This is a genomic window from Tepidimonas fonticaldi (assembly GCF_007556755.1).
Lineage (GTDB): Bacteria > Pseudomonadota > Gammaproteobacteria > Burkholderiales > Burkholderiaceae_C > Tepidimonas > Tepidimonas fonticaldi.
The window spans coordinates 26,243-40,998 of sequence record NZ_VJOO01000020.1 but is presented as its reverse complement, the minus strand read 5'-3'; the positions used below and the strand labels follow the sequence as shown (position 1 = coordinate 40,998).

The window sequence follows — 14,756 nt, the reverse complement described above, 5'->3', positions numbered from 1 at the left end:
GTCACACCCCCTGCGCGCGCTCGGCTGCGAAGCGCTGGCGGAAGGCGGCAAAGGTGCCCGCGTCCAGCGCGTCGCGCACCTCCTGCATCAGATTCAGGTAGTAGTGCAGGTTGTGGATGGTGGTCAGCATGGGGCCCAGCATCTCGCCGCAGCGATCCAGATGGTGCAGGTAGGCGCGGCTGAACCCGTCGCGCCCGCCGTCGGCCCAGGGCACGCCGCTGGTGCCCGCGCAGGCGTAGCAGGTGCAGGTGGGGTCCAGCGGCTGCGGGTCGGCCTTGTGGCGGGCGTTGCGCAGCTTCAGGTCGCCGTAGCGGGTGAAAATCGTCCCGTTGCGCGCGTTGCGCGTCGGCATCACGCAGTCGAACATGTCGACGCCGCAGGCCACGCCCTCCACCAGATCCTCCGGCGTGCCCACCCCCATCAGGTAGCGCGGTTTGTGCGCCGGTAGCCGGTGCGGCGTGTGCGCCATGATGCGGCGCATCTCCTCCTTCGGCTCGCCGACGCTCACGCCACCGATGGCGTAGCCGGGGAAGTCCATGTCCACCAGCGCCTCCAGCGACTCTTGCCGCAGATGTTCGAACATGCCGCCCTGCACGATGCCGAACAGCGCATTGGGGTTGCCCAGCCGCTCGAACTCCGCCTTGGAGCGCCGCGCCCAGCGCAGGCTCAGCGCCATGCTGGCGCGCGCCTCGGCCTCGGTGGTGACGTGGCCGCTGGCCTTGTCGCCCTGCCAGTAGGGCGTGCATTCGTCCAGCTGCATGACGATGTCGCTGTTGAGCACGGTCTGGATTTGCATGCTCACCTCCGGCGACATGAACAGCTTGTCCCCGTTGACCGGTGAGGCGAAGTGCACGCCTTCCTCGGTGATTTTGCGCATCGCGCCGAGCGACCAGACCTGAAAGCCGCCGGAGTCGGTCAGGATGGGCTTGTGCCATTGCTCGAAGCCGTGCAGCCCGCCGAAGGCGCGCATCACGTCCAGCCCCGGGCGCATCCACAGGTGGAAGGTGTTGCCCAAGATGATCTGGGCGCCCATGTCGTGCAGGCTGCGTGGCATCACGCCCTTGACCGTGCCGTAGGTGCCAACGGGCATGAAGATGGGGGTCTCGACCACGCCGTGGTTGAGCGTCAGCCGCCCGCGCCGGGCGTGGCTGGTCGGGTCGGTGGCCAGCAGTTCGAAGGTCAGCATGGCCGGCATTGTACGGCTGCGTCTGCTTTACCATAGAATTTGCTTGACTTTTGGGTAAGTAAAGGAATCGCCGTGGAAACCGTCGAAGCCGTCGTGTCCAGCAAGGGGCAAGTCACGCTGCCCGCCGCGATGCGCGCCAAGCTCGGCATCCGGCCCGGCTCCTACATCCAGTTCGAGCTGCGCGGCCAGGAGCTCGTCATCCGGCCCGAGACGCCGATGAGCGCCTACTACGGCATGCTCAAGGGCTACGACCTCGGCGACGACCTCGAACCGCCGAAGGAGCCGGACCGGGAGTTCGACTGAATGAACGTTGTCGACTCCTCCGGCTGGATCGAATTCTTTCGCGCCGGCCCCAACGGGCCGGTGTTCAAGCCGGTCATCGAAGACCGCCGTCATCTGCTGGTGCCCTGCATCGCGCTGTACGAGGTGCACCGGGTGCTGGCCCGCAGCCTGCCGGAGGAGGTGGTGACGCGCTGCCTGGACGTGATGCGGCTGGGCCGCGTGCTGGACCTGACCGACGCGCGCGCGGTGGCCGCCGCGGGCGTGGCGCAGCGGCACCGGCTGGCGATGGCCGACGCCATCATGCTGGCCATGGCGCAGGAGTTCGGCGCGACGCTGTGGACGCAGGACGCCGACTACGCCGGCCTGCCCGGCGTGCGCTACGTGCCGAAGCCGGGCGCGGCAGCGCCCTGAAACCGCCTCAGTCCGCCGCCGCGGCGGCCGAGCCCGCGCGCGCCAGCAGCATCGCGTCGCCGTAGCTGAAGAAGCGGTAGCGCCGCCCGATCGCGTGGCGGTACAGCGCCATGACGTGCTCGTAGCCGGCGAACGCCGACACCAGCATCATCAGCGTGCTGCGCGGCAGGTGGAAGTTGGTGATCAGCAGGTCGACCACGCGGAAGTCGAAGCCCGGCGTGATGAAGATGTCGGTGTCGCCCTCGGTGGCGCCGCTGCGCGCCCAGCTCTCCAGCGTGCGCACGGTGGTGGTGCCCACCGCCAGCACGCGCCCGCCGGCGCGGCGCGTGCGCTCCAGCGCCGCCAGCGTCTGCGGCGGAATGCGGTACCACTCGCTGTGCATGCGGTGGGCGCGGATGTCCTCGCCCTTGACCGGCTGGAAAGTGCCGGCCCCCACGTGCAGCGTGACGCTGGCGCGCTGCACGCCGCGCGCGGCCAGCGCCGCCAGCACCGCCTCGTCGAAGTGCAGCGCCGCGGTCGGCGCGGCCACCGCGCCGGGGTTTTTGGCGAAGACGGTCTGGTAGCGCTGCTCGTCCTCGGCGGTGTCGGGGTGCTCGATGTACGGCGGCAGCGGCACGTGCCCGTGGCGCTCCATCACCGCGTAGGGGTCGTCGGAGAAGCGCAGGCGGAACAGCGGCCCGTCGGCGTCGGGCCAGCGGCCCAGCAGCGTGGCGGTGAAGGCTGGCTGCCCGTCGGCCTGCGGCGCCATGCGCAGCACGGTGCCGGGGGCGGGCTTCTTGCTGACCTTCATGTGCGCCACCACCTCGCCGTCGGCCAGCACCCGCTCCACCAGCAGCTCCAGCCGCCCGCCGGTGGGCTTTTCGCCGTACAGGCGCGCCTTGATCACCTGCGTGTCGTTGAAGACCAGCAGGTCGCCCGGCGCCAGCAGCGCCGGCAGCTCGCGGAAGATGCGGTCCGCCGGCGGCCAGCCGCGCCCATCCAGCAGGCGCGAGGCGCTGCGCTCCGGCGCCGGGTGCTGGGCGATCAGCTCGGGCGGGAGGTCGAAGTCGAAGTCGCTGGTGGTCCAGGCGCGCGCCGGTGTGGCGGCGGGGGGAAGGGTCGTCATGTCGCTCGAGGGCCGGACGGGCCCGTGCCAAGTCCAAGGGACGCGGATTGTCCCACGGCGCGCGACCGTGTCAGGCCCGTGTCTTGCTTGCCCCATAACATGCGGGGGTAGGCCGGCGCGGGGCCGGTCGGTGGTGCGGGGGTATGGTCATGCCGTTGGTCGTCTTCAATCAAAAGGGTGGGGTGGGCAAGTCCACCATTGCTTGCAACCTGGCCGCGATCGGGGCCGCGCGCGGTCGGCGCACGCTGGTCGTGGATTTGGATGCGCAGGGCAATGCCTCGCGTTATCTGCTGGGCGATGCCGTGGCGCAGCCCGGCCCGACGGTGGCGGACTTTTTCGAGCAGACGCTGTCGTACAGCCTGCGCAGCGAGCCGCCGCAGGCCTTCGTGCGCCGCACCCCGTTCGACGGGCTGGACGTGCTGGTGGCCAGCCCCGTGCTGGAGGAGTTGCAGGCCAAGCTGGAAGCGCGCCACAAGATCTACAAGCTGCGCGAGGCGCTGGCCGCCTTGCGGGCGGACTACGATGCCATCGTGATCGACACGCCGCCGGCGCTCAACTTTTACACGCGCAGCGCACTCATGGGCGCCAGCGGCTGCCTGATCCCCTTCGATTGCGATGCGTTTTCGCGCCAGGCGCTCTACACGCTGCTCGACCATGTGGCCGAAATCCGCGCCGACCACAACCCGGCGCTGGCGGTGCGCGGCATCGTGGTCAACCAGTTTCAGGCGCGCGCCGCGCTGCCGCAGCGGCTCGTGCAGGCGTTGCGCGACGAGGGGCTGCCGGTGCTGGAGCCGTATCTGCCTGCGTCGGTCAAGGTGCGCGAGTCCCACGAGGCCGCCCGACCCCTCATCCACCTGGACCCGCGGCACCGCCTGACGCAGGCCTTCGTGGCGCTGTACGAGCGCCTGGGCTGAGCGACGTGGCCGGGGCCGTCGCCGCCGGCCGCCGCGCCTGTGATCGACTACAGTCACGCCGTGTCACCGAATGGGGTTGAAACATGTGGATGCAAGTGGTGTGGTTCGTGGCGGGGTTGGCGGCGTTGGTGGCGGGGGCCAGCGCGCTGGTGCGCGGGGCGTCCAAGCTGGCGCTGTCGCTGGGCATTTCGCCGCTCGTCGTCGGGCTGACCATCGTGGCATTTGGCACCAGCGCGCCCGAGGTGGCGGTGTCCACCGGGGCGGTGCTGTCCGGCCAGACGGATATCGCGGTGGGCAACGTCGTGGGCAGCAACATCTTCAATGTGCTGTTCATTCTGGGCGCCAGCGCGCTGATCACGCCGCTCGTGGTGCATGTGCAGCTCATTCGGCAGGAGGTGCCGATCATGATCGGCGCGTCGGTGTTGCTCCTGGTGCTGGGGTTGGATGGCCGGATCGCCTGGTGGGAGGGCGGCCTGCTGCTGGGCCTGTTGATCGTCTACACGGCGTTTCTGATCGTGCAGTCGCGCCGTGTCTCGGCGGCCGATGCCGCCGCGTTCGACGCCGAGCTGCAACCGGCGAGTGCGGGGGCGTGGGACGCCCGCTGGCCCGTCCAGGTGGCGCTGATGGGCGTCGGGCTGGCGCTGCTGGTCCTGGGCTCGGACTGGCTGGTGGGGGCGGCGGTCGCGTTTGCCAAGGCCTTGGGCGTCAGCGATGTGGTGATCGGCCTGACCATCGTCGCCGCCGGCACCTCCATGCCCGAGGTGGCCACGTCGATCGCGGCGGCCCTCAAGGGGGAGCGCGACATCGCCGTGGGCAATGTCGTGGGCAGCAACACCTTCAACATCCTGGGGTGCGTGGGCCTGAGCGGATTGGCCTCGGCCGGCGCCGGCATCGCCATCGCGCCGTCGGTGCTGTCGTTCGACATCTGGGTGATGCTGGCCGTGGCGCTGGCCTGCCTGCCGGTGTTTCTGACCGGGCGCGAGATTGCGCGCTGGGAGGGGGCGGTCTTCCTCGGCTACTACGCCGCGTACACGGCGTATCTGATCCTCGCGGCCCAGTCGCACGCGGCGTTGCCCGCCTACTCGGCGGCGATGCTGGGCTTCGTCGTGCCGCTGACGGTGATCGCGCTGGTGACGAGCGTGCTGCGTTCGCCCAGCGCACCACCGGCCCGCTGACCGGCGGGCGTGCGTGGCGGCGGCGGTTTTGGCACAATGAATCGCCTGTCACGGGCGCCGCCCGAAGCGTCCGGACCGTCACCGAGGAGACCCGCCGGCCATGTCTGCCGCATCCCCCCTGTTGCGCGACACCCCGCAGCGCGCCGACTGGCGTGAGGCGCTTCTCAACGACTACGCGCTGGCCGTGCTCACGCTCGGCGGTGTGGTCGCCGTGGTTTGGCTGGCGCCCTTTGCCGTCTACCGCGCCCTGACCGCCAACTGGCTGGCGGCCGCCTCGGACGCCATTTTGGCCATCGCCATCGGGGCGGCGGCGTGGTACGCCTGGCGCACGCGCGACACGCGCTGGCCCGGTTGGGTGATGGCGGTGGCCATCGTCGGCGGCATTTGGGCCATCGGCCTCGCGGCCCAGTTTGCGGCCCTGTTCTGGGCCTACCCGGGCGTGCTCATGAACTTTTTCCTCGTGCCTGCGCCGGCGGCGGTCGTGCTGGGGGCGGCCGCGGTGCTGGGGGCCGCGGCGCTGTCCTGGCAGGAGCTGGGTGGCACCGAGGGGCTGCCGTTTTTCGTCATCACCAATGTGCTCACCGGGGTCTTCGGGTATCTGGTGTCGCAGCAGGCCCACCGACGCATCGAGCGCTGGCAGGCCCTGAGCCTGCTCGATCCGCTGACCGGCGTTGGCAACCGCCGCCTGATGGAGGTGGAGTTTGCGCAGGCTTTCCGGTGCGGGGCCTCCGTGGGTGCGCTGGCCGTCCTGGATGTCGATCACTTCAAGGCCATCAACGATGGCCACGGCCATGAAGCCGGGGACGCCGTGCTGCGCGATCTGGCGACGGTGGTGCAGTCGGCGTTGCGCAAGACGGACCGCCTCTACCGCTTTGGCGGCGAGGAGTTCGTCGTCTGGCTGGGGCAGGGCGATGCCGCGGCCGCCGCGGCGGTGCTGGAGCGCATCCGCCAGGTGGTGCGCGAGCGGGTGCGTATCGCCGACCGGGCCGTCACGTTCTCGGCGGGCGTGGCCGTGCACACGGCGCCGGAGTCCTGGCAGGCCTGTCTGGCCCGGGCCGATGCGGCCCTGTATCGCGCCAAGCGCGAGGGGCGCGACCGCGTGGTGTGGACGTCGCCGGGCGAGGGCGCGTCCAGCCGCACCTGAGGCGCTCGGGCCGACCCCGTCCGACTCAGGCCGGCGGCACGCGGTCGCTGCGCCGCCGCGCGGGCGGGTGCGCCGCCAGATGCGCGGCCAGATCCGTCACGCCCTCGGCGCGCCAGCGCTCGAACAGCGCGCGCAGCGCCGAAAAATCCTCCAGCCACAGCGACACTGGCGCCAGCTCGAAGATCGCTTCGAAATCGGCATCGGCCTGCAGATACGGGGGCGGGGAACCGGGTTGAGGCGGCGCTGGGTCATGGTAGTGCAGGGGGGCGGCCCGCAAGGATTGGGGATGGTGCAAGTCATCGTAGGGCAAGCGCCCGGCGCTGTCGATGCGGCGGGCGGGCGACTGTCGCTTTCTCCCATCGTCGGCGATGGCGCTGCTAGGATCGGTCCATGGCCCGCGCCACGTCCGCCACCCGTTCCCGCTCCCCGCAGGCCCCGGCCGCGCCCGACGCCGCGCCGGCCGGCGCGGGGCGCGAGCGGCTCAGCGGCCCGCAGCGCGCGCTGCGGCGGCTGGGCTTGGTGCGGCCCATCGATCTGGCGCTGCATGTGCCCTTGCGCTACGAGGACTGGACGCGCGTGCGCCCGCTGGCCGACGCGCGCGACGGGGACGAGGCGCTGATTGAGGGCGAGGTGTTGGCCTGCGAGGTGCTGCTGCGCCCGCGCCGCCAGCTCGTCGCCACCCTGGCCGTGGTCGGCGGGGGGCGCTGCACGCTGCGGTTTTTCACCTTCTACCCCAGTCACCAGCGGGCACTGGCCGTCGGTGCCCGCGTGCGGGCGCATGGCGAGCTGCGCGGGGGCTGGGCGGGCTGGACGCTGGTGCATCCCCGCCTGCTGTCGCCGGATGCCCCCTTGCCCGCCGGCCTGACTCCGGTCTACCCGACCACGGCCGGCCTGCCGCAGCCCTATCTGCGGACCGCGGTCGCGCGCGCGCTGCAGCAGGCCGATCTGTCCGAGACCGTTCCCCCCGAAGCCCTGGCCGACCTGCCGGGGGCCGGCGGCGAGCCGTGGACGCTGCAGGCGGCGCTGGCGTTTTTGCATCACCCCGACCCCCGCGCGCCGCGCACGGCGCTGGACGATCGCACCCACCCCGCCTGGCAGCGCTTGAAGGCCGAGGAGCTGCTGGCCCAGCAGTTGGCTCAGGTGCGCGCGCGCCGCGAGCGCGACGCCCTGCGCGCCCCCGTGCTGCGCGCGGCGGACGACGGCCTGCCGTGGCGCCTGCAGTCTGCGCTGCCCTTTGCCCTGACCGGGGCACAGCAGCGGGTGGTGGCCGAGATCGCCGCCGACCTGGCCCGCCCCACCCCCATGCACCGCTTGCTGCAAGGCGACGTGGGCAGCGGCAAGACGGTGGTGGCCGCGCTGGCCGCGGCCGTCGCGGTCGATGCCGGCTGGCAATGCGCCCTGATGGCGCCGACCGAGATCCTGGCCGAGCAGCACTTTGGCAAGATGGTGCAGTGGCTGGAGCCGTTGCTCGCCCCGCTGGGCCGCGGAGTGGCGTGGCTCACCGGCAGCCAGCCGCGCGCCCAGCGCCAGGCCATGCTGTCGCGCATCGCGGCGGGCGAGGCCGCGCTGGTGGTCGGCACCCACGCCGTCATCCAGGAGCAGGTGACGTTCGAACGCCTGGGCCTGGCCGTCATCGACGAGCAGCACCGCTTCGGCGTCGCCCAGCGGCTGGCGCTGCGCCACAAGGCCGGGGCCGCCGCCGCGGGGATGGAGCCGCACCTGCTGATGATGAGCGCCACCCCCATCCCGCGCACGCTCGCCATGAGCGTCTATGCCGATCTGGATGTCTCCACCCTCGACGAGCTGCCCCCCGGGCGCAGCCCCATCGTTACCAAAGTGCTGGCCGAGCACCGCCGGCCCGAGGTGATGGAGCGCATCCGCCAACAGGTGGCGCAGGGCCGGCAGGTGTACTGGGTGTGCCCGTTGATCGAGGAGAGCGAGGCGCTCGATCTGCGCGCCGCCACCGCCACCCACGCCGAGCTGGCCGCCGCCCTGCAGGGCGTGACCGGCGCGGACGGCCGCCCGGTCCAGGTCGGCCTGCTGCACTCGCGCCTGCCGCCCGCCGACAAAAAAGCCATCATGGCTGCCTTCGCCGCAGGCGCCCTCGCCGTGCTGGTCAGCACCACGGTCATCGAAGTCGGTGTGGACGTGCCCAATGCGTCGCTGATGGTCATCGAGCACGCCGAGCGTTTTGGCCTGAGCCAATTGCACCAGTTGCGCGGGCGCGTCGGGCGCGGCGCGGTGGCTTCGGTCTGCCTGCTGCTCTACAGCCCCGGCGAGTCGGGCCGCGTCAGCGAATCGGCGCGCGAACGCCTGCGCGCCATGGTCGAGACCCAGGACGGCTTCGAGATCGCGCGCCGCGATCTGGCCATCCGCGGCCCGGGCGAGTTTTTGGGGGCGCGCCAATCGGGGGCGCCTTTGCTGCGGTTTGCCGATTTGCAGACCGACGAGCCCCTCATCGAATGGGCGCGCCGCTGGGCCCCGCGCCTGTGGCAGCGGCACCCCGAGCAGGCGCAGCGGCACCTCGACCGCTGGCTGGGGGGCAAGTTAGACTATCTGAAGGCTTGATCCGATAATCCACCCGGCTGCCGGCTGTCCGGCCGATCCCCCGGCAGGACCGCCGGTGCCACGGAGTCTGCCCATGACCCTGACCGAACTCAAGTACGTCGTCGCGGTGGCGCGCGAGCGCCACTTCGGCAGGGCGGCCGAGGCCTGCTTCGTCTCGCAGCCCACCTTGTCGGTGGCCATCAAAAAGCTCGAAGAAGAGCTGGAAGTCAAAATCTTCGAGCGCAGCGCGAGCGAAGTCACCGTCACCCCCCTGGGCGAAGAAATCGTGCGCCAGGCGCAGACCGTGCTGGAGCAGGCCGCCGCGATCAAGGAAATCGCCAAGCGCGGCAAGGACCCCCTGGCCGGGCCGCTGCGCCTGGGGCTCATCTACACCATCGCGCCCTATCTGCTGCCGGACCTGGTGCGCCAGGTCATCGATCGCGCGCGCCAAATGCCGCTGATCCTGCAAGAGAACTTCACCGCCAAGCTGCTGGAGCAGTTGCGCCTGGGCGAGCTGGATGCGGCCATCCTGGCCGAGCCCTTCCCCGACACCAACCTGGCCGTCGCGCCGCTGTACGACGAGCCCTTCGTCGCGGTGGTGCCGCGCGACCACCCGCTGGCCGCGCGCGAGAGCATCACCGCCGAGGAGCTCAAGCGCGAGACCATGCTGCTGCTGGGCAACGGCCACTGCTTCCGCGACCATGTGTTGCAGGTCTGCCCGGAGTTCGCGCGCTTTTCCGACAACGCCGAGGGCATCCAGAAGAGCTTCGAGGGCTCGTCGCTGGAGACGATCAAGCACATGGTGGCCGCGGGCATGGGCGTGACGCTGGTGCCGCAGCTGTCGGTGCCCAAGGGGGCGCTCGATCCGGCCGCGCGCGAGGCGGTCGCCGCCGGGGCGCCGGGCGATGGCGCCTATGTCCGCTACATTCCCTTCGCCGGCGAGCCGCCGATGCGGCGCGTCGTGCTGGTGTGGCGGCGCAGCTTCACCCGCTACGAAGCCATCGCCGCCCTGCGCAATGCCGTCTATGCCTGTGAGCTGCCCGGATGCAAGCGTCTGACCTGATGCCCGCTTCGCCCCCCCCGGCCTGGCGCACGCGCCTGGCCCTGTACCTGGACCTGATCCGCTGGGACCGCCCGGCCGGCTGGCTGCTGCTGCTGTGGCCGACGCTGTCGGCGCTGTGGCTGGCCGCCGGCGGCTGGCCCGGCTGGCACCTGCTGCTGGTGTTCGTCGCGGGCACCGTGCTGATGCGCAGCGCCGGCTGCTGCGTCAACGACGTGGCCGACCGCGAGTTCGACCGCCACGTCAAGCGCACCGCGCAGCGGCCGGTGACCAGCGGCCGCGTCGGCCCGCGCGAGGCCCTGGCGGTCGGCGCGGCGCTGGCGCTGGTGGCCTTCGCGCTGGTGTTGACCACCAGCGCCGCGGCGGTGGCGTGGTCGTTCGCGGCGCTGGCGGTGGCGGTGTTCTATCCGTACACCAAGCGCTTTTTCGCCATGCCGCAGGCGGTGCTGGGCGTGGCGTTCAGCTTCGGCATCCCGATGGCGTTCGCGGCGGTGCGCGGCGAGGTACCGGCGCTGGCCTGGGGGCTGCTCGCGGCCAATCTGTTCTGGGTGCTGGCCTACGACACCGAGTACGCGATGGTCGATCGCGACGACGACCTGCGCATCGGCATCCAGACCTCGGCGATCACGCTCGGCCGCTGGGACGTGGCGGCGGTGCTGGCCTTCTACGTGCTGCACCTGGCGCTGTGGACGGCGCTGGTGTGGCCGCACGCGGGCGGGCCGTGGTTCGCCGCCGGCGTAGCCGCTGCCGCGGCGCAGGTGCTGTGGCACGCGCGGCTGATCCGCGACCGCACGCGCGAAGGGTGTTTTCGCGCTTTCCGCCTCAACCACTGGCTGGGGGCCACCCTGTTCGGCGGCCTCGTGTTGCAGCAGGCGCTGGGGTGACGGGCGGGCATCCGCCCGGCCTCAGGCGCCGAAGGCGTCGCCCAGTTCTTGCGCGCGCTGGCGCGCCGCGTGCATCGCGCCGATGAAGGCGTCTTTCACCCCGGCCGCCTCCAGCGCGGCCAGCGCGGCGGCGGTCGTGCCTCCCTTGGACGTGACGCGCTCGCGCAGCACCTCGGGGGGTTCGCCCGCGTCCTGGGCCAGCCGGGCGGCCCCGATGAAGGTGCCGACCGCCAGCTCCAGCGCCACCTCGGCCGGCAACCCCATGGCGGTGCCGGCTTCGCGCATCGCTTCCAGAAAATAAAACACGTAGGCCGGGCCGGAGCCGGACAGCGCGGTGACCGCATCCAGCGCCGCCTCGTTGGCCACCCACACCCAGCGCCCGGTGCCGGCGATCAGCGCCTCGGCCAGCGCCCGGTCCTCGGCCGTCACACCGGGCAGGGCATACACCCCGGTCATCCCCAGCCCGACCAGCGCCGGTGTGTTGGGCATGGTGCGCACGATGCGGTCGCTGCCCAGCCACGCCCGCATGCTCGCGCAGCGGATGCCGGCGGCCACGCTCAGGTGCAGCGCACCGCCCAGGTGGGGGGCTGCAGCGGCCGCGGCCTCGCGGAAGGTCTGGGGCTTGACCGCCCACACCGCCAGCCGGCAGCCCGTCAGCGCCGGGTCTGCGCCCGCCAGCGTGTGCACGCCGAAGCGTTCGCGCAGCCGCTCGCGCGCGGCCTCGCCGGGATCGACGACGGCGATGTCCGCCGGGCGGCAGCCGGCCTGCAGCAGCGCGCCGATCAGGGCGCTGGCCATGTTGCCCCCGCCGATGAACGCGATGCGCTGACCGAGCAGGGGCGACGACGGGGTGGGGGACGACAGGGACAGGGGCGAATCGGAAGTCATGCCCCGCATTGTCGGCCAATCTGGAGGTATACAGGGGGGTTGACAGGCGCGCCGAAGCCCGCGACAATATGCGGCTTCGCCTGATTGGGTGAAGACCATCTGCCCACCGAAGCACGGTGGCAGCGCAGCGGATCGTGTCGGCGCGTAGCCGGCCGGTCGCTGAGCGGCGCCTGCGACGACGGGCCCAAGACTGATCGCCTAGGCCGCGGTGGCCCAGGGATTCAAGTTGGGACTACATCATGATCCAAACGCAAACTCGACTCGATGTTGCTGACAACACGGGTGCCAAGTCCGTGATGTGCATCAAGGTGCTCGGCGGCTCTAAGCGCCGCTATGCCAGCGTGGGCGACATCATCAAGGTCAGCATCAAGGAAGCCGCGCCGCGTGGCCGCGTCAAGAAGGGCGAGGTCTACAACGCGGTCGTGGTGCGCACGGCCAAGGGCATTCGCCGCCCCGATGGCGCGCTCATCAAGTTCGACGGCAACGCCGCCGTGCTGCTCAACAACAAGCTGGAGCCGATCGGCACCCGCATCTTCGGCCCGGTCACGCGCGAGCTGCGCACCGAGCGTTTCATGAAGATCGTGTCCCTGGCGCCCGAAGTTCTCTGAGGAACCGTCATGAACAAGATCCGTACAGGCGACGAAGTCATCGTCATCACGGGGCGCGACAAGGGCAAGCGCGGCAAGGTGCTGCGCCGCGCCGATGAGCAGCGCGTGGTCGTCGAAGGGGTCAACGTGGTCAAGAAGCACGTGCGTCCCAATCCGCTCAAGGGCGTGCCCGGTGGCATCGTCGAGAAGACCATGCCCATCCACCAGTCCAACGTCGCGATCTTCAACCCGGTGACGGGCAAGGCCGACCGCGTGGGCATCAAGGTGCTGGCCGACGGCAAGAAAGTGCGCGTCTACAAGTCCAGCGGCGAAGAAATCAAGGTGGCATGACCATGGCACGTTTCCAACAACTCTACCGCGACAAAATCGCGCCGGCGCTCAAGGCGCAGTTCGGCTACCAGTCCGTCATGGAGGTGCCGCGCATCACCAAGATCACGCTCAACATGGGCGTGGGTGAGGCCGTGGCCGACAAGAAGGTGCTGGAAAACGCCGTCGCCGACCTGACCAAGATCGCCGGCCAGAAGCCCGTCGTGACCCGTGCCCGCAAGGCCATCGCCGGCTTCAAGATCCGCGAAGGCCAGCCGATCGGCTGCATGGTCACGCTGCGCGGTGCCCGCATGTACGAATTCCTGGACCGCTTCGTCACCATCGCGCTGCCGCGCGTGCGCGACTTCCGCGGTATTTCGGGGCGCGCGTTCGACGGCCGTGGCAACTACAACATCGGCGTCAAAGAGCAGATCATCTTTCCGGAAATCGAGTACGACAAGGTCGATGCGGTGCGTGGTCTGAACATCAGCATCACGACGACGGCCAAGACCGACGACGAGTGCAAGGCGCTGCTCGCCGGTTTCCGTTTCCCGTTCAAGAACTGAGGTGGTCCGTGGCTAAGCAAGCTTTGCTCCAGCGTGAACTCAAGCGCGACAAACTGGTCGCCAAGTTCGCCAACAAATACAACGAGTTGAAGGCCATCGCCAAGGACGCCAAGCGTTCCGACGAGGAGCGTGACGCCGCCCGCGCGGCGCTGCAGAAGCTGCCCCGCAACGCGAACCCGACCCGCCAGCGCAACCGCTGCGAGATCACCGGTCGTCCGCGTGGCACGTTCAAGCAATTCGGTCTGGCCCGCACCAAGATTCGCGAGCTGGCCTTTGCCGGTGAAATCCCCGGCGTGACCAAGGCCAGCTGGTAAGGCGCGAAGGAGAACCCCAAATGAGCATGAGTGATCCGATCGCCGACATGCTGACCCGCATCCGCAATGCGCAGATGGTGGACAAGGCCGTCGTGACGATGCCGGCTTCCAAGCTGAAGACCGCCATCGCACAGGTGCTGAAGGACGAGGGTTACATCGACGGCTTCCAGGTGAAAGAGGCCGACGGCAAGAAAGAGCTGGAAATCGCCCTGAAGTACTACGCCGGGCGTCCTGTCATCGAGCGCATCGAGCGCGTCAGCCGCCCGGGCCTGCGCGTCTACCGCGGCGCCAAGTCCATCCCCCAGGTCATGAACGGTCTGGGTGTGGCCATCGTCACCACGCCCAAGGGCGTGATGACCGACCGCAAGGCGCGCGCCGCCGGCGTGGGTGGCGAAGTGTTGTGCTACGTCGCCTGATGCGAGGCAGGAAGGAGCAACGCAAATGTCTCGTGTAGCGAAAGCCGCCATCACCATCCCGCAAGGCGTCGAGGTGGCGATTGGCCAGGACAGCATCAACGTCAAGGGCGCGCTCGGCGCGCTGAGCCTGCCGCTCAATCCCCGGGTCCAGGTGGTCCAGGACGGCGGCACGCTGACGTTCGCCCCGGCGGACGAAACCCGCGAAGCCAGCGCGCTCAGCGGTACTGTGCGCCAGCTCGTCAACAACATGGTCGTCGGTGTCAGCAAGGGCTTCGAGCGCAAGCTGACGCTGGTGGGCGTGGGCTACAAGGCCGCCGCCCAAGGCACCAAACTCAACCTCAACGTCGGGTTCTCGCACGCGGTCGAGATTGAGATGCCCGCGGGCGTCAAGGCCGAGACCCCGAGCCCGACCGAGATCCTGATCAAGGGCGCGGATCGCCAGCGCGTGGGCCAGGTGGCCGCCGAGGTCCGTTCGGTGCGTCCCCCCGAGCCCTACAAGGGCAAGGGCATCCGGTATGCGGATGAGAAGGTCGTCATCAAAGAGACCAAGAAGAAGTAAGGACTGCGAACATGTTGACCAAGAAAGAACAGCGTTTGCGTCGCGCGCGGCAGACCCGCATCCGCATCGCCCAGCAGGGCGCCGTGCGCCTGGCGGTGCACCGCACCAACCTGCACATCTACGCCAACATCATCTCGGGCGATGGCGCGCGCGTGCTGGCGTCGGCCTCCACGCTGGAGCCCGAAGTCCGTGCCCAGCTCGGCGGTGCCGGCAAGGGCGGCAACACCGCGGCGGCGGCCCTGATCGGCAAGCGCATTGCCGAGAAGGCCAAGGCGGCCGGCATCGAGAAGGTGGCGTTCGACCGCTCGGGCTTCGCATACCACGGCCGCGTCAAGGCCCTGGCCGAAGCCGCGCGTGAAGCCGGCCTGCAATTCTGACGGAGCGGGTGACG

General features: G+C 70.2%; 18 protein-coding genes and 1 pseudogene. 15 read left to right on the top strand and 4 right to left on the bottom strand.

Annotated elements, in window-relative coordinates; all coding sequences use genetic code 11:
- Position 1: 1 nt before the first annotated feature.
- Positions 2-1,186, bottom strand: coding sequence for a tRNA guanosine(34) transglycosylase Tgt (gene tgt / locus Tfont_RS10280; RefSeq protein ID WP_143969339.1), 1,185 nt, complete (start codon positions 1,184-1,186; stop codon positions 2-4).
- Positions 1,187-1,258: 72 nt separating this feature from the next.
- On the opposite strand from tgt, the gene Tfont_RS10275 reads away from it, so the two are divergent.
- A complete protein-coding gene (locus Tfont_RS10275; protein WP_143969338.1) occupies positions 1,259-1,489 on the top strand; it encodes an AbrB/MazE/SpoVT family DNA-binding domain-containing protein in 231 nt (76 codons plus the stop codon).
- Positions 1,490-1,879, top strand: a complete 390-nt coding sequence (locus Tfont_RS10270; RefSeq protein WP_068608162.1) for a type II toxin-antitoxin system VapC family toxin — start codon at positions 1,490-1,492, stop codon at positions 1,877-1,879. It begins immediately after the preceding gene.
- 7 nt (positions 1,880-1,886) lie between these two features.
- Here Tfont_RS10270 and queA read toward each other — a convergent pair whose 3' ends face one another.
- Positions 1,887-2,984, bottom strand: coding sequence for a tRNA preQ1(34) S-adenosylmethionine ribosyltransferase-isomerase QueA (queA, locus tag Tfont_RS10265; protein WP_143969337.1), 1,098 nt, complete (start codon positions 2,982-2,984; stop codon positions 1,887-1,889).
- A 149-nt stretch (positions 2,985-3,133) separates the two neighbouring features.
- Between queA and Tfont_RS10260 the strand changes: the two genes are divergently transcribed.
- From Tfont_RS10260 to Tfont_RS10250, 3 genes are all read left to right on the top strand, one after another.
- Complete coding sequence (locus Tfont_RS10260) at positions 3,134-3,898, top strand: ParA family protein (RefSeq protein WP_143969355.1); 765 nt, start codon at positions 3,134-3,136, stop codon at positions 3,896-3,898.
- 83 nt (positions 3,899-3,981) lie between these two features.
- Entirely contained in the window at positions 3,982-5,073 is a 1,092-nt protein-coding gene (locus tag Tfont_RS10255) for a calcium/sodium antiporter (RefSeq protein WP_143969336.1), read from the top strand.
- Positions 5,074-5,173: 100 nt separating this feature from the next.
- Positions 5,174-6,217: a GGDEF domain-containing protein gene (locus Tfont_RS10250; RefSeq protein WP_143969335.1), complete on the top strand. Its 1,044-nt coding sequence runs from the start codon at positions 5,174-5,176 to the stop codon at positions 6,215-6,217.
- 64 nt (positions 6,218-6,281) lie between these two features.
- Here Tfont_RS10250 and Tfont_RS10245 read toward each other — a convergent pair.
- Positions 6,282-6,428: pseudogene (locus tag Tfont_RS10245) on the bottom strand (histidine kinase); the annotation flags it as partial.
- 179 nt (positions 6,429-6,607) lie between these two features.
- On the opposite strand from Tfont_RS10245, the gene recG reads away from it, so the two are divergent.
- The 3 genes from recG to ubiA all read left to right on the top strand — a co-directional run bounded on the left by recG (position 6,608) and on the right by ubiA (position 10,708).
- Positions 6,608-8,785 (top strand): ATP-dependent DNA helicase RecG, encoded by a 2,178-nt coding sequence (gene recG, locus Tfont_RS10240; protein ID WP_143969334.1) that lies wholly within the window; start codon positions 6,608-6,610, stop codon positions 8,783-8,785.
- A 73-nt stretch (positions 8,786-8,858) separates the two neighbouring features.
- Positions 8,859-9,827: a hydrogen peroxide-inducible genes activator gene (locus Tfont_RS10235; RefSeq protein ID WP_143969333.1), complete on the top strand. Its 969-nt coding sequence runs from the start codon at positions 8,859-8,861 to the stop codon at positions 9,825-9,827.
- The gene (gene ubiA / locus Tfont_RS10230) at positions 9,809-10,708 is read left to right on the top strand and encodes a 4-hydroxybenzoate octaprenyltransferase (protein WP_260682355.1); all 900 of its coding nucleotides are present in this window, start codon (positions 9,809-9,811) and stop codon (positions 10,706-10,708) included. Before Tfont_RS10235 ends, ubiA begins: the two co-directional genes overlap by 19 nt.
- Before the next feature lie 21 nt (positions 10,709-10,729).
- Here the strand turns inward: ubiA and proC are convergent, their stop codons facing one another.
- Positions 10,730-11,596 (bottom strand): pyrroline-5-carboxylate reductase, encoded by an 867-nt coding sequence (gene proC / locus Tfont_RS10225; protein ID WP_068608174.1) that lies wholly within the window; start codon positions 11,594-11,596, stop codon positions 10,730-10,732.
- Between the two features lie 239 nt (positions 11,597-11,835).
- Here proC and rplN point away from each other — a divergent pair, with 239 nt between their 5' ends.
- The 7 genes from rplN to rplR are packed head-to-tail and all read left to right on the top strand — an operon-like array spanning position 11,836 to position 14,742.
- Entirely contained in the window at positions 11,836-12,204 is a 369-nt protein-coding gene (gene rplN / locus Tfont_RS10220; RefSeq protein ID WP_043700216.1) for a 50S ribosomal protein L14, read from the top strand.
- A gap of 9 nt (positions 12,205-12,213) precedes the next feature.
- The gene (rplX, locus tag Tfont_RS10215; protein WP_068608176.1) at positions 12,214-12,534 is read left to right on the top strand and encodes a 50S ribosomal protein L24; all 321 of its coding nucleotides are present in this window, start codon (positions 12,214-12,216) and stop codon (positions 12,532-12,534) included.
- Positions 12,535-12,536: 2 nt separating this feature from the next.
- Positions 12,537-13,076 carry a 50S ribosomal protein L5 gene (gene rplE, locus Tfont_RS10210; protein WP_058615883.1) on the top strand — a complete coding sequence of 180 codons (540 nt, stop codon included), beginning with the start codon at positions 12,537-12,539 and terminating at the stop codon, positions 13,074-13,076.
- An 8-nt stretch (positions 13,077-13,084) separates the two neighbouring features.
- Positions 13,085-13,390, top strand: coding sequence for a 30S ribosomal protein S14 (gene rpsN / locus Tfont_RS10205; protein WP_068608178.1), 306 nt, complete (start codon positions 13,085-13,087; stop codon positions 13,388-13,390).
- Between the two features lie 20 nt (positions 13,391-13,410).
- Positions 13,411-13,806, top strand: coding sequence for a 30S ribosomal protein S8 (rpsH, locus tag Tfont_RS10200; protein ID WP_068608180.1), 396 nt, complete (start codon positions 13,411-13,413; stop codon positions 13,804-13,806).
- A gap of 25 nt (positions 13,807-13,831) precedes the next feature.
- On the top strand, positions 13,832-14,365 hold the full coding sequence (gene rplF / locus Tfont_RS10195) for a 50S ribosomal protein L6 (protein ID WP_068608182.1): 534 nt from the start codon (positions 13,832-13,834) through the stop codon (positions 14,363-14,365).
- A gap of 11 nt (positions 14,366-14,376) precedes the next feature.
- A complete protein-coding gene (gene rplR, locus Tfont_RS10190) occupies positions 14,377-14,742 on the top strand; it encodes a 50S ribosomal protein L18 (RefSeq protein WP_068608184.1) in 366 nt (121 codons plus the stop codon).
- Positions 14,743-14,756 lie beyond the last annotated feature (14 nt).